The organism is Streptomyces sp. RLA123, assembly GCF_056270165.1.
In genome coordinates, this window is the sequence record NZ_JBWDOR010000003.1 from 4,334,663 (window position 1) to 4,347,980 (window position 13,318).

13 protein-coding genes are annotated in these 13,318 nt (G+C 72.7%); all 13 read left to right on the forward strand.

The window, feature by feature from the left end:
- The first annotated feature begins 444 nt into the window (after positions 1 to 444).
- The 13 genes from RV983_RS19735 to RV983_RS19795 all read left to right on the forward strand — a co-directional run bounded on the left by RV983_RS19735 (position 445) and on the right by RV983_RS19795 (position 13,309).
- Positions 445 to 978: a DUF2617 family protein gene (locus tag RV983_RS19735; RefSeq protein ID WP_475987080.1), complete on the forward strand. Its 534-nt coding sequence runs from the start codon at positions 445 to 447 to the stop codon at positions 976 to 978.
- A 108-nt stretch (positions 979 to 1,086) separates the two neighbouring features.
- Positions 1,087 to 2,676 carry a polyamine aminopropyltransferase gene (locus RV983_RS19740; protein ID WP_475987081.1) on the forward strand — a complete coding sequence of 530 codons (1,590 nt, stop codon included), beginning with the start codon at positions 1,087 to 1,089 and terminating at the stop codon, positions 2,674 to 2,676.
- A gap of 82 nt (positions 2,677 to 2,758) precedes the next feature.
- The gene (locus tag RV983_RS19745; protein WP_475987082.1) at positions 2,759 to 3,715 is read left to right on the forward strand and encodes an SRPBCC domain-containing protein; all 957 of its coding nucleotides are present in this window, start codon (positions 2,759 to 2,761) and stop codon (positions 3,713 to 3,715) included.
- Between the two features lie 10 nt (positions 3,716 to 3,725).
- Positions 3,726 to 4,556: an aldose epimerase family protein gene (locus RV983_RS19750; protein ID WP_475987083.1), complete on the forward strand. Its 831-nt coding sequence runs from the start codon at positions 3,726 to 3,728 to the stop codon at positions 4,554 to 4,556.
- 10 nt (positions 4,557 to 4,566) lie between these two features.
- Positions 4,567 to 5,106, forward strand: a complete 540-nt coding sequence (gene pyrE / locus RV983_RS19755) for an orotate phosphoribosyltransferase (protein ID WP_475987084.1) — start codon at positions 4,567 to 4,569, stop codon at positions 5,104 to 5,106.
- Positions 5,107 to 5,296: 190 nt separating this feature from the next.
- A complete protein-coding gene (fbaA, locus tag RV983_RS19760) occupies positions 5,297 to 6,319 on the forward strand; it encodes a class II fructose-bisphosphate aldolase (protein WP_475987085.1) in 1,023 nt (340 codons plus the stop codon).
- An 80-nt stretch (positions 6,320 to 6,399) separates the two neighbouring features.
- Complete coding sequence (locus RV983_RS19765) at positions 6,400 to 6,813, forward strand: DUF3151 domain-containing protein (protein WP_475987086.1); 414 nt, start codon at positions 6,400 to 6,402, stop codon at positions 6,811 to 6,813.
- Positions 6,814 to 7,007: 194 nt separating this feature from the next.
- Positions 7,008 to 7,841 carry a tryptophan 2,3-dioxygenase family protein gene (locus RV983_RS19770; RefSeq protein ID WP_475987087.1) on the forward strand — a complete coding sequence of 278 codons (834 nt, stop codon included), beginning with the start codon at positions 7,008 to 7,010 and terminating at the stop codon, positions 7,839 to 7,841.
- Positions 7,834 to 9,066, forward strand: coding sequence for a kynureninase (kynU, locus tag RV983_RS19775; RefSeq protein WP_475987088.1), 1,233 nt, complete (start codon positions 7,834 to 7,836; stop codon positions 9,064 to 9,066). Before RV983_RS19770 ends, kynU begins: the two co-directional genes overlap by 8 nt.
- A 2-nt stretch (positions 9,067 to 9,068) precedes the next feature.
- Positions 9,069 to 10,022: an alpha/beta hydrolase family protein gene (locus RV983_RS19780; protein ID WP_475987089.1), complete on the forward strand. Its 954-nt coding sequence runs from the start codon at positions 9,069 to 9,071 to the stop codon at positions 10,020 to 10,022.
- 84 nt (positions 10,023 to 10,106) lie between these two features.
- On the forward strand, positions 10,107 to 11,402 hold the full coding sequence (locus tag RV983_RS19785) for a sensor histidine kinase (RefSeq protein ID WP_475987090.1): 1,296 nt from the start codon (positions 10,107 to 10,109) through the stop codon (positions 11,400 to 11,402).
- Positions 11,399 to 12,067, forward strand: a complete 669-nt coding sequence (locus RV983_RS19790) for a response regulator (protein ID WP_475987091.1) — start codon at positions 11,399 to 11,401, stop codon at positions 12,065 to 12,067. Before RV983_RS19785 ends, RV983_RS19790 begins: the two co-directional genes overlap by 4 nt.
- 24 nt (positions 12,068 to 12,091) lie before the next feature.
- Positions 12,092 to 13,309 carry a cytochrome P450 gene (locus RV983_RS19795; RefSeq protein ID WP_475987092.1) on the forward strand — a complete coding sequence of 406 codons (1,218 nt, stop codon included), beginning with the start codon at positions 12,092 to 12,094 and terminating at the stop codon, positions 13,307 to 13,309.
- The last annotated feature ends 9 nt before the right edge of the window (positions 13,310 to 13,318 follow it).

Here is a 13,318-nt window from a genome sequence, read left to right on the forward strand (position 1 = left end):
GAGGCCACGGAGGCCACCACTCGTGCGGTGGCGGCGGTGGACACTCCTCCTGCGGCGGGGGCAGTTCCTGCGGCGGCGGGGGCGGCTGCGGTGGCGGAAGCTGACGATACGAAATTGCGCATTGCCCGTGCCGAATCGCATATGCGCCCGGCGGGTTACCCGCCCGTCGGGCGTATTTGTGGTGAACACCTGAACCGGTAGGCGTCCTTGGGGATGTAAAGCGGGTGGAGATGGGTAAAAACGCTGAAGACGGCGCGCCTTTCATGATTGCGTATTCTCCGACCCCTGCGTGGGCGCAAGCCGACGGGCGTTTTTCCCACAGGCGCGGGTCGTCCCGTCTTCTTCCGCGTGAATTTTTCCCTTCCCGGCCTTCTTCCCCTGCCCGCCCTGGTTCCCTCCTTCTCCTTCCCTGCTTGCTCGCGATGTGCCTGCGGAGCCGACTCCATGCTCACGACCCTTCAGACCGCCTACACCGACACCTGCGCCGGGGACCTGGCCTGGTGTCTGGGAAAGGAAGAGTTGCCGGCGCTTGCCGTGCTCGACCGTGAACTCCCGGGCATCGGGACGGCGGGCGCCGCGCCCGCAGTCCAGGTCCAGATGCGGCTGCTCGGTGCGTCGCACCAGGTTGTCCTGGACTCGCCGAGCGGCCGGTGCTCGGAGACCGTGGCGTGCATGCCCGGCAGCAGCACGCCGCTGCCCTTCGGGGTGGCCAGACGGGTGGCCGGCTGGGACTACGAGTTCGCGGCGCGGATCGAGACGCTGTCGTGGGGCGGCTTCGCCGGACGGGCGCAGGAGTTGCTCGCGCTCGTGGCCGATCACCCCAATGGCCTGGCCGGGACGTTTCCCGGTGATCCGCACGCGTTCACCGCGATGCTCGTGCAGTACAGCGGCGGGAGCGTGCTGTGGCGCACCTGGCACGCGTATCCCCAGGAGGGGCGGCTGGTCGCGACCAGGTCGAGGCTGAGCGCGCAGACGTGAGCGTGGGTACGGCGGGCGACCTCCGGAGCGTCAACGCGCCGCCGGGTGCCACCCATCGCACCCCTGTGGGTGACGTGTGACGCCATAAACGTGACATAGCGTTCATACATGATCGACCAGTCGACCTCCATCGCGGCCGGGTCACAGGCCCCGGCGGGGCAGGCCGGCGGGCTCCGGCTGCCCGTCCCGGCGGGACGGGCACGGGCGCTGGTGCTGGCCGCGGTTTTCGTCTGCGCCGCGTGCGGGCTGGTGTACGAGCTCGAACTGGTCGCCCTCGCCTCCTACCTGGTGGGCGACTCCGTCACCCAGGCGTCCATCGTGCTGTCGGTGATGGTCTTCGCCATGGGCGTCGGCTCCCTGCTCGCCAAGCGGCTCAACTGCGCGCCGGCGGTCGGCTTCGCCGGGGTGGAGATCGTGCTGGCGCTGGTCGGCGGGCTGTCGGTGATGGGGCTGTACGCAGGCTTCGCCTGGTGCGGCCAGTCCCGTGCGGCCATGGTGGGCTTCGCGTTCGCGATCGGGGTGCTGATCGGGGCCGAGGTCCCGCTGCTGATGACGCTGATCCAGCGGATCCGCAGGCAGGACGCGGGAGGCGCGGTCGCCGACCTCTTCGCCGCGGACTATGTGGGCGCCCTGGTCGGCGGGCTCGCCTTCCCCTTCCTTCTGCTACCCGTCCTGGGCCAGTTGACCGGGGCGCTGCTCACGGGCGCGGTCAACGCGGTCGCGGGCGGCCTCATCGTGCTGTGGCTCTTCCGCGCCGACGTCACCGCTCGGGCGCGCGTGCGACTGCTCGCCGCCAATGTCGCCGTCCTGGCGGTGCTGGCCGGTGCGGCCTGGGCGGCCGGGCCCTTCGAACGGGCGGCGCGGGAGGCGGTGTACGGCGGTCATGTGCGGCTGGCCGAGCGGACCGCTGTGCAGGAGGTCGTGGTCACCGATTCTCCGCTGCGGCTCTACCTCGACGGGCGGCTGCGCGTGTCCGGCCGTGACGAGTACCGCTACCACGAGGCCCTGGTCCACCCCGCGATGGCCGGTCCGCACCGCCGTGTCCTCATCCTCGGCGGGGGCGACGGCCTCGCGCTGCGGGAGGTGCTGCGCTACCCCGGCGTCCGCTCGGTGACGCTCGTCGACCTTGACGCCGAACTCGTCGCCCTCGCCCGCACCGACCCGGAGCTCTCCCGGCTGAACCGGCACGCCTACCGCGACCCCCGGGTGCGTGTGCGGGCCGGGGACGCCTTCGACTGGCTGCGCCGGGCGCTGCCGGGCCCGGGTCCGGGGTCGCCGACGCGGGGGTACGACGTCGTGCTGGCCGATCTGCCCGATCCGGGGATCTCGCGCAGCGCGAAGCTGTACTCGCAGGAGTTCTACGGGCTGGCCGAGCGCGTACTGGCCCCGGACGGGCGGTTGGCCGTGCACGCGGGCGCACCCGGGGCGTCGCGCAGCGGCTTCTGGACCGTCGACGCCACCGTGCGCGCGACGGGGCTGCGTACCGCCGACTACTGGATCGGCGCCGGCGGCCGGGGCGGCGACTGGGGCTTCGTCCTCGCGGCCCGGCACCGCGTCCCGTCGCTGGGTCTGGCGGTGGACGCCCCCCGGCTGCGTTCGCTGTCCCCCGCGTCGCTCGCCGCCGCCGCGCGGCGGGCCCGCGCGTCGGCACTGCGGGGCCTGCCGCCCTCCACACTGATGCACCCGCGCACGGGCTGAGCGGATCGGTGACGCCACCCGGGGGCGCGAACCCGGGCCGATCGCCCACCGGATCGTGCTGGGGGCGATTAGGCTCGCCCGCATGGAGCCGCATGAGGTGTTCGTTCCGTTTCCGGCCGAAACCATTCGCCAGGCGCTCGCCGACCTGGAACGCGTCGCCCGTTGCGTTCCCGGGCTCCAGCGTGACGCCGGCGCCGCCGAGGGCCTCGCCGGCCGCCTGAGGCTCCGTATCGGCGGCTCCACGATCACCTACCGCGGCACCCTCCGGCTGGCCCCGCGCGGCGGCGGCCTGTCCGTGGAGGGCGAGGCGGTGGAGGCCCGCGGGACCGGCACGGTCAAGCTGGCGCTGGAGGTCGGTGTGGACGCCGTGTCGGGCGGGACGCTGCTGACCTTCACCGGCGGGGCGCAGGCCGACGGCCGGCTCGCGGAGTACGACGACACCGTGGCGGCTGCCGCGGGCGTACGGCTGCTGGACCGGTTTGCCGCCGCCCTCACCTCCGACCTGGAGCCGGCCGGGGAGGGCATCGAGGAGATCGCCGGGCTGGTGGACCTCGCCGAGGAGGACCTGCCCGCGCAGGTCGACGAGTTCACCGTGCACGACGTGCACGACGTACACGAGGCGCGCGAGACCCGCCGACCGGGGGAGCCCGAGGAATCCGGCCCGCTCGCCGGTCACCTCCCCGGCGACCTGGAGGGCGACCTGGAGGGCGACCTCGACGACGATCTCTCGGACGATCTCGACGGGGACGAGGACATCGACGGCATCGGCCCCATCGGCCGGGTCCCGGACGTCCCCGAGGACCCCGCAGGGATCGACCTGCCTGCCGAGGCCGCCTACGCCCGCCGCACCCTCATCGGCCGCAGCGCCGAGGAGGTCGACCACGCCCCGCCGCGCGGCCGGTACGCCCCCGTGCCCGCCCCGCAGAACGGTTCGGCCACGGCCTCGCTGCGCCGCTACGCCCCGGCCGCGGCCGCGCTCCTGCTGTCGGCGGTGGTCGCGGGGCGCGTACTGAGGCGCCGCAGGCGGTCGTTCCCGTAGGGTCTGGTGCGTGGCCACGGACCAGACCCATGACGGGCGAACCGACGAGCACGCAGTCCAACTCGATGCAGGGCAGGCGCGGCTGACGATCCACCCGGATCGCGGCTGCCGCGTCGCCTCGCTGACCGTCGACGGCGTGGAGCTGCTCAGGCAGGGCGAGAAATTCGGCTCCTTCCCGATGGTGCCGTGGTGCGGCCGTACCCGGGACGGGCAGTTCCGCAACGGTGGCGTGCTGCACCAGCTGCCGCGTGACGCCGGACCCCACGCCATCCACGGCACCGGCCGGCACACCGCCTGGCAGCAGGCGCCGGGCGGCACCGCCACCGAGGTCAGCTTCTACTACGACCTCGCCGAGCCCTGGCCGTACAAGGGCCGGGTCACCCAGCGCTTCGCACTCGCCGAGGACCACGCCGAGCTCACCATGAGCGTGGAGACCATCGGCGACTCCTTCCCCGCCCAGGCCGGCTGGCACCCGTGGTTCCACCGCAACCTCGGACGCGGCGGCCAGGACGCCGAGATCGCCTTCTCCCCGGGCTGGATGGAGGAGCGCGGCGAGGACCACCTGCCCGACGGACGCCGGATCGACCCCACGCCGCGCCCGTGGGACGACTGCTTCGGCATGCCGGACGGTGTGGACGTGACGCTGACCTGGCCGGGTGAACTGCTGCTGCGGGTCACCAGCCCGGCGCCGTGGGTGGTCCTGTACGACGAGCAGCCCGAGGCGATCTGCGTCGAACCGCAGTCCGGCCCGCCCAACGGCCTCAACACCGACCCGCGGCTGGTCACCCCCATCGAGCCGCTGGAGATGCGCGCGACCTGGGCCTGGGAACGGCTCGGATAGGCTCGTGACCATGAGCGACGCGCGTGAAGCCCTGCTGCGGCAGATCAAGGACAAGGCCGTGGTGCACGGCAAGGTGACCCTGTCGTCGGGCATCGAGGCCGACTACTACATCGACCTGCGCCGGATCACGCTGGACGCCGAGGCCGCCCCGCTGGTCGGCCAGGTCATGCTGGACGCCACCGCCGACCTGGACTTCGACGCCGTCGGTGGGCTGACCCTGGGCGCCGACCCGGTCGCCACCTCGATGCTGCACGCCGCCGCCGCGCGCGGCCGGAAGCTGGACGCGTTCGTCGTCCGCAAAGCACAGAAGGCGCACGGCATGCAGCGCCGCATCGAGGGCCCGGACATCGCGGGCCGCAGGGTGCTGGTCGTCGAGGACACCTCCACCACCGGCGGTTCCCCGCTGACCGCCGTGGAGGCCGCCCGTGAGGCCGGCGCCGAGGTGGTCGCCGTGGCCGTGATCGTCGAGCGCGGCGCCGCGCCGGCCGTCGCGGAGGCGGGCCTTCCGTACCTCCAGGTCTTCGGCCTCGAGGACCTGGAACTGGCCTGACTTCCGTCCTGAGCAGGGGTTTTCGTCAGGGGTCGGTGGTTTCACGTGAAACCACCGACCCCTGACGTATGTCCGCGGTGCGCATAGTGTGGAGCTGATGCGGTCGTCTGCCAAGATGGGGGCGACGATGACGTCGATCCCAGGTCAGGGTCACTCACCGAACAACCCGCACATCACAAGGAGCGGACACATGCCCATCGCAACCCCCGAGATCTACAGCGAGATGCTCGACCGGGCGAAGGCAGGCAGGTTCGCCTACCCGGCCATCAACGTGACCTCGACCCAGACCCTGCACGCCGCGCTGCGCGGCTTCGCGGAGGCGGAGAGCGACGGCATCGTCCAGATCTCGACGGGCGGCGCCGAGTTCCTCGGTGGCCAGTACAACAAGGACATGGTCACTGGTTCGGTGGCGCTTGCCGAGTTCGCGCACATCGTCGCCGAGAAGTACCCGGTCAACGTCGCGCTGCACACCGACCACTGCCCGAAGGACAAGCTCGACGGCTATGTGCGCCCGCTGCTCAAGCTGTCCCAGGAGCGCGTGGCCGCCGGCCGCAACCCGCTGTTCCAGTCGCACATGTGGGACGGCTCCGCCGAGACCCTCGACCACAACCTCGCCATCGCGCAGGAGCTGCTGGCCGAGGCCGCCAAGGCGAAGATCATCCTCGAGGTGGAGATCACCCCCACCGGCGGCGAGGAGGACGGCGTCACCCACGAGATCAACGACGAGCTGTACACCACCGTCGAGGACGCGCTGCGCACCGCCGAGGCCCTCGGCCTGGGCGAGAAGGGCCGCTACCTGCTCGCCGCCTCCTTCGGCAACGTCCACGGCGTCTACAAGCCGGGCAACGTCGTGCTCCGCCCCGATCTCCTCAAGGACCTCCAGGCGGGCGTGGGCGCCAAGTACGGCAAGCAGGAGCCGTTCTGGTTCGTCTTCCACGGCGGCTCCGGCTCCACCAAGCAGGAGATCGCCACGGCGCTGGAGAACGGTGTCGTCAAGATGAACCTCGACACCGACACCCAGTACGCCTTCACGCGCCCGGTCGTGGAGCACATGTTCCGCAACTACGACGGTGTGCTGAAGGTCGACGGCGAGGTCGGCAGCAAGAAGCACTACGACCCGCGCACCTGGGGCAAGGCGGCCGAGGGCGGCATGGCCGCCCGCGTCCTCGAGGCCTGCCACGACCTGCGTTCCGCCGGTACCAGGATGAAGTAGCCGTCGCCCGCGCGAACGGCAGCGGCACCGGGCCCGGTCCCTCCAGGTGGAGGGGCCGGGCCCCGGCCATACTGGGGCCCATGGCCATTCACGAGAACCTGCTCGGGGGACCGCCCCCGACGAACCTGCCCGACGAACCCGAGCCGCGTGAGCTGCTCGCCTCCGGAGCGGTTGCCGCGGACGTCGCCGCGAAGTACCCGACCTCTTCCCTGGCCTGGGCGGAGCTGGCGGACGACGCCTTCGCCGGCGGCCGGGTCGTCGAGTCGTACGCCTACGCGCGCACCGGATATCACCGCGGCCTGGACGCGCTGCGCCGCAGCGGCTGGAAGGGCCACGGCCCGGTGCCCTGGGAGCACGAGCCCAACCGCGGTTTCCTGCGCGCCCTGCACGCACTGGCGCGGGCCGCCCAGTCGATCGGCGAGAAGGAGGAGTACGAGCGCTGCTCGGGCTTCCTGCGCGACTCCTCCCCGACCGCGGCCGACACGCTGGGCTGACGGCCCGCGGGGCCCGGAACGGCAGACCCAGGACCATCGCGGCAGGTGGGAGGGGCTTGCCGGACCGGGCCCCGACCACGGATGATGCGCGATGGGTCCGGCCCGCGTGAGCGCGGACCCGAGGGGACCGGGGCCCGCCGTCGGACGGCGGGGGGCAGACCGCTACCCGGTAGCTCGTATTCACGGAGACACCGATGTCCCACCACCCCGATGTTTCCCAGGCGGCCCCCGAGGCCCCGCACCTGGATTTCGAGGGAACCACCCCGTACGAGGACTACGTGCAGGCGGACGTCCTCACCCATCTTCAGCACCTCCGCTCCGAAGACCCCGGCGAGATGGTCTTCCTGGTGACCACCCAGGTCATGGAGCTGTGGTTCACCGTCATCGTGCACGAGTGGGAGACCGCCTCCCGGGCGCTGGCGGCCGACGACCTGTCCACCGCGATGGCCGCGCTGGGGCGCAGCACGTACGAACTGCGGTCGCTGAACGCGTCGTGGGAGCCGCTGGCGCACCTCACGCCGGCGCAGTTCAACGCCTACCGCGCCGCGCTCGGCGAGGGTTCCGGCTTCCAGTCCGCGATGTACCGGCGGATGGAGTTCCTGCTCGGCGAGAAGTCGGCCTCCATGCTGGTGCCGCACCGGGGCTCGCCGCGCGTCCACGCCGAGCTGGAGAAGGCGCTCCACGAGCCGAGCCTGTACGACGAGGTGCTGCGCCTGCTGGCGCGCCGCGGGTACCCGATCCCGGCGCGGGACGACCTGTCCCAGCGGTACGAGGGCGATCCGGCTGTCGAGCGGGCCTGGCAGGAGATCTACTCCGGTGACCAGGAAGCCGACCTGGTGCGGCTCGGCGAGGCGCTGACCGAGGTCGCGGAACTGGTCTGGCGCTGGCGCAACGACCACCTGGTCGCCACCCGCCGCGCGATGGGTGCCAAGACCGGCACGGGCGGCTCCGCGGGAGTCGCCTGGCTGGAGAAGCGCGCCACGAAGAATGTGTTCCCCGAACTCTGGACGGCCCGCAGCCATGTCTGACACCACACACCTCCCCGAGACCCCGGCGGCGAAGGCGCTGCGCCTCGACACCGCCGACGAACTGGCCAAGGTCCGCGACCGCTTCGTGCTGGACGACTCCGAGCACACCGTCTACCTGGACGGCAACTCGCTGGGCGCGCTGCCCGCCGGGGTGCCGGACCGGATCGCGGACGTCATCGCGCGCGAGTGGGGCTCGCTGCGCATCCGCTCGTGGACCGAGAGCGGCTGGTGGACCGCGCCCGAGCGGATCGGCGACCGCGTCGGCGCGCTGATCGGCGCCGCCGCCGGCCAGGTCGTGGTCGGCGACTCCACCAGCGTCAATGTCTTCAAGGCCGTCGTGGGCGCCGTTCGGATGGCCCAGCAGGCCGACCCGGGCCGCACCGAGGTGCTGGTCGACGCCACGACCTTCCCCACCGACGGCTACCTCGCCGAGTCGGCCGCCCGGATGACCGGCTGCTCGATCCGCGCGGTCGACGCGGCCGGCCTCGCCGCCGCGGCCGGCCCGGGCACCGCCGTCGCGCTGGTCAACCACGTCGACTACCGCACCGGCCGGCTGAACGACCTGCCGGGCACCACCGCCGCGCTCCACGCGGCCGGCGCGCTGGTGGTCTGGGACCTGTGCCACACGGCGGGGGCCCTGCCGGTGGGCCTGGACGAGCACGGCGTGGACCTGGCGGTCGGCTGCACGTACAAGTACCTCAACGGGGGCCCTGGCGCGCCCGCGTACCTGTACGTCCGCCGTGACCTGCAGCCGCGCTTCGACTCGCCGCTGCCGGGCTGGAACTCCCACCGCGACCCGTTCGCGATGGAGGCCGCCTACCGTCCCGCCGACGGCAGCGTCCGCGGCCGGGTCGGCACCCCGGAGATCCTGTCGCTGCTGGCACTGGACACGGCCCTCGACGTCTGGGACGGCGTGTCCCTGGGCGCCGTGCGGGCCAAGAGCCTGGCCCTGACCGACTTCTTCCTGGAATGCGTGGCCGCGTACGTCCCGTCGGGCGAGGTCACCGCGGTGACCCCGGCCGCGCACGCCGAACGCGGCAGCCAGGTCGCGCTGCGGTGCGCTGACGCGGGCGCGGTGATGGCCGGACTCATCGGACGGGGCGTGGTGGGGGACTTCCGGGAGCCGGATATCCTCCGCTTCGGATTCACCCCGCTGTACACGAGGTTCGCTGACGCGGAGCGCGCGGCGCGGGTCCTCGCCGAGGTTCTCGAAGGAAGCCGGTAAGCATGCACGACCCCACCCCGCCCCCCGCCTCCGCCGGCCGGCCGGTGACGGCCTCCGGGCCGAGCGAGACCACCACGGCCGGCGTCGCCGGGGCGGGGCAGGGGGCCGCGCTGCGGGAGGCCGCCGAGGAGGCGTCGGCGCTGGGGCACGCCCCCGTGGCGCCGGATGCCACCGCCGCGTACGGCGAACACCCCGACCAGATCATCGACTTCCACCGCCCGGGCGTCGCCGCGCAGGGGCGGCCGGGGCCGCTCGTGGTGTTCTTCCACGGCGGCGCCTGGCGGGCCGCGTACGACCGGCGGCACGTCTCGCCGCTCGCGGCGTTCCTGGCGCGGCGCGGCTTCGCGGTGGCTTCGGTGGAGTACCGCCGGGGCAACGGCGGTCCGGTCGCGGGACGCTGGCCGGACACCTTCGACGACGTGGCCGCGGCCGTGGACGCCGTGCCGGAGCTGGCCGTCGCGGCCCTGGGCGCACAGGCTGTGGACGCCCGGCGGATCGTGCTCGCCGGGCACTCCGCCGGCGGTCATCTCGCGCTGTGGGCGGCGGCCCGGCACGTGCTGCCGCCGCAGTCGCGCTGGTACCGCCCGGCGCCCGCGCCGCTGCGCGGGGTGGTCGCGCTGTCGCCGCTGGCGGACTTCGCGACCGCGGTGGAGCTGGACGTGTGCTCCGGCGCGGTCGCGGAACTGCTCGGCGGCCCGGAGCAGCTGGCGCTGCGCGGCCCCGAGACCGATCCGGCCGCGCTGCTGCCCACCGGCATCCCCGTGACCGTCGTGCACGGCAGCGCCGACACCGTGGTGCCGGCCCGGGTGGCCGAGGCCTTCGTGACCGCGACGGCCGAGGCGGGCGAGGAGGCGCAGCTGACGCTCCTGGCGGACGTGGGCCACTTCCCGGTCATCGACCCCGACGCCGACGCGGCGGCCGTGGTCGCCGAGGAGATCGCGCAACTGGCCTGGTGACGACGGTGTCGTACTTGAGACGGATGCCCGGACGTCATCTTCTGCGGTGACGACGGCGAACGGACCGATCCCTACGGTGAGAGCGTGACCGAGACAAGCCAGACCACGCTGCGGACCGAGATCCGCATGGTCCGCGGCGCCTTGAACGGACTGCGGCAGGACCTGATCGCCGACGCCTTCGCCTTCCACCCGATGGCACCGCTCCGCGACGGGCACGCCCTGCTCGGCCTGGCGCCGCGCCGGTGGCGGAAGTACGCCCGCTGGCTGCCGCACGCGGTGCTGACCGGCTTCGCGCTCCTGCTGATGCTGACAGCGACCGAGAGCAACAGCGGGCTCGGCGGTGTCCTGGCCGCCCTTCTCGCCGGGGTGCCGCTGCTGACGACGATGTTCCGGCCGATCGGCGCCTGGTGGCTGTCCTTCGGGGCCACGGTGGTGACGGGGCTGCTGTTCACCGACGGCTGGTCGTCCACGGGGCCGTGGACGGACACCGGTTTTGTCTCGCACCTGGCGGTGATGGCGGTGGTGGCGGCCCGCACCCGGGCCCGGGTGGCCGCGGAGATGTGGCTGCTCACCGCCGTGCTGGGGCTGCTGTTCGACTCACTGGCGGGCTGGTACGGGGACGACCCGTTCATCATGATCTTCCTGTCCGGCATCCTGCTGTTCGTCGTGGCGGCCGTCCGCGGGCTGCGTGACTCCAAGAAGGAAGTCGCCGCGCAGGTCGCCGTCACCGAGGTCGAACGCACCCGCCGCACGCTGCTGGAGGAGCGCACGACCATCGCCCGCGAACTGCACGATGTCGTCGCCCACCACATGTCGGTGATCGCCATCCAGGCGGAGGCCGCCCCCTACCGCGTCGAGGACCCGCCCGAGGAGCTGACCCGGAGCTTCGCGATCATCCGGGAGAACGCCGTCATCGCCCTCACCGAGCTGCGCCGGGTGCTCGGCGTCGTACGGGCGGAGGACTACCAGGCTCCGGACGCCCCGCAGCCGACGCTCGCCGACCTCGACCGGCTGATCGCCAACGTGCGCGAGGCGGGGCTCGGCGTGGAGAGGACGGTCACCGGCGCGGTGCGCGAACTGCCGCAGGGCGTCGAGCTGTCGGCGTACCGGATCATCCAGGAGGGGCTGAGCAACACGCTGCGGCACGCGCCGGGCGCCGCCGCACGTGTCGAGATCTCCTACGTCCTCGGCGGCATCGGCCTGCGCGTCGTCAACGGTCCGCCGCGCGGCCTCGCGAAGCCCTCACCGGGCGCCGGGCACGGGATAGCCGGCATGCGGGAGCGGGTGACGATGCTCGGCGGCGAGATGACCGACGGCACCACCGACGACGGCGGTTACGAGGTCGCGGTCTTCATCCCCGTCCCCGGGGAGCGGGCATGAAGGGGAACACCATCCGGGTGCTGATCGCGGACGACCAGATGATGGTCCGCGAGGGGTTCTCCGTGCTGCTCAACGCGCAGCGGGACATCGAGGTGGTCGGCGAGGCCGTCGACGGCCGGCAGGCGGTCGAGCAGGTCGCGGCGCTGCGGCCGGACGTGGTCCTGATGGACATCCGCATGCCCGAGATGAACGGGCTGGAGGCGACCCGCGAGATCGTCGCCGCGGACGCCGACGCCAAGGTGCTGGTGCTGACCACCTTCGACCTGGACGAGTACGTCTACCAGGCGCTGCGGGCGGGCGCGTCGGGCTTCCTGCTCAAGGACGCCTCCGCACGCCAGCTCGCCGACGGGGTGCGGATCGTCGCCGCCGGGGACGCCCTGCTGGCCCCGGCGATCACCAGGCGGCTCATCACCGAGTTCAACCGGCTCGGCACGCCGAGGCCGCCGGCGCAGGAGCGGGTCGGGGACCTCACGGAGCGTGAGACCGAGGTGCTGGTGCTGGTCGCCCAGGGACTGTCCAACGCGGAGATCGCCGAGCACCTGGTGGTCGCGGAGTCGACGGTGAAGACCCACGTGAGCCGCGTGCTGGTGAAGCTCGGGCTGCGCGACCGGACGCAGGCCGCGGTCTTCGCGTACGAGGCGCGGCTGGTCACTCCTGGCGGTTGACGGGACGGAGGGTAGTCTCCGCATATGAGCAGCCCTGCGACCGCCTTCGATCCCTGGTCGGCCGAGTTCGTGGCCGATCCCTACCCGGCGTACTCCCGGCTTCGGGCGGAGGGCCGCGCGCACTGGTTCGAGCCCAGCGGCCAGTGGCTGATCCCGCACTACGCGGACGTCAGCGCGCTGCTGCGGGACCGCCGCCTCGGCCGTACCTACCTGCACCGCTTCAGCCACGAGGACTTCGGGCGCACCCCGCCGCCGCCCGAGCACGAGCCCTTCACCGTGCTCAACGGCAACGGCCTGCTGGACCTGGAGGCCCCGGACCACACCCGCATCCGGCGGCTGGTCTCCAAGGCCTTCACCCCGCGCACGGTCGAACGGCTCACTCCGACCGTCCAGCGCCTGGCCGGGGAGCTCGTCGAGCGGCTGGTCGCCGAAGGCGGCGGCGATCTGATCGCCGCCGTCGCCGAACCCCTGCCGGTCGCCGTCATCGCCGAGATGCTCGGGATACCGGCCGGCGACCGGCACCTGCTGCGGCCGTGGTCGTCGGACATCGTCGGGATGTTCGAGCTCAACCCGACCGAGGAAGCCGCCCGGCGGGCGGTCCGGGCGAGCGTGGAGTTCTCCGAGTACCTGCGCGAGCTGATCGCCGAGCGGCGCAAGGCGCCCGGAGAGGACCTGATCAGCGCGCTGATCGCGGCGCACGACGAGGGGGACCGGCTCAGCGGGCAGGAGATGATCTCCACCTGCGTGCTGCTGCTGAACGCCGGGCACGAGGCGACCGTCAACACCACCGGGAACGGCTGGTGGACGTTGTTCCGGCACCCCGAGCAGCTGGCGGCGCTGCGCGCGGCACCTGAGGAGCTGCTGCCGACCGCGATCGAGGAACTGCTGCGCTTCGACACGCCGTTGCAGATGTTCGAGCGGTGGGTGCTGGACGACATCGAGATCGGCGGCACCGTCATCCCGCGCGGCAGCGAAGTGGCCCTGCTGTTCGGATCCGCCAACCGCGACCCCGCGCGGTTCGCCGACCCGGACCACCTGGACCTCACGCGGCCCGACAACCCGCACATCACCTTCGGCGCCGGTATGCACTACTGCCTCGGCGCGCCCCTGGCCCGCATCGAACTCGCCGCGTCCTTCTCGGCTCTCCTGCGGAGCGCGCCGCGGCTGGAACTAGTGGCGGATCCGGCGTGGAACGAGGGGTACGTCATCCGCGGTCTGCGCGAACTGCGCGTGAGCTGCTGAACGCCGGCG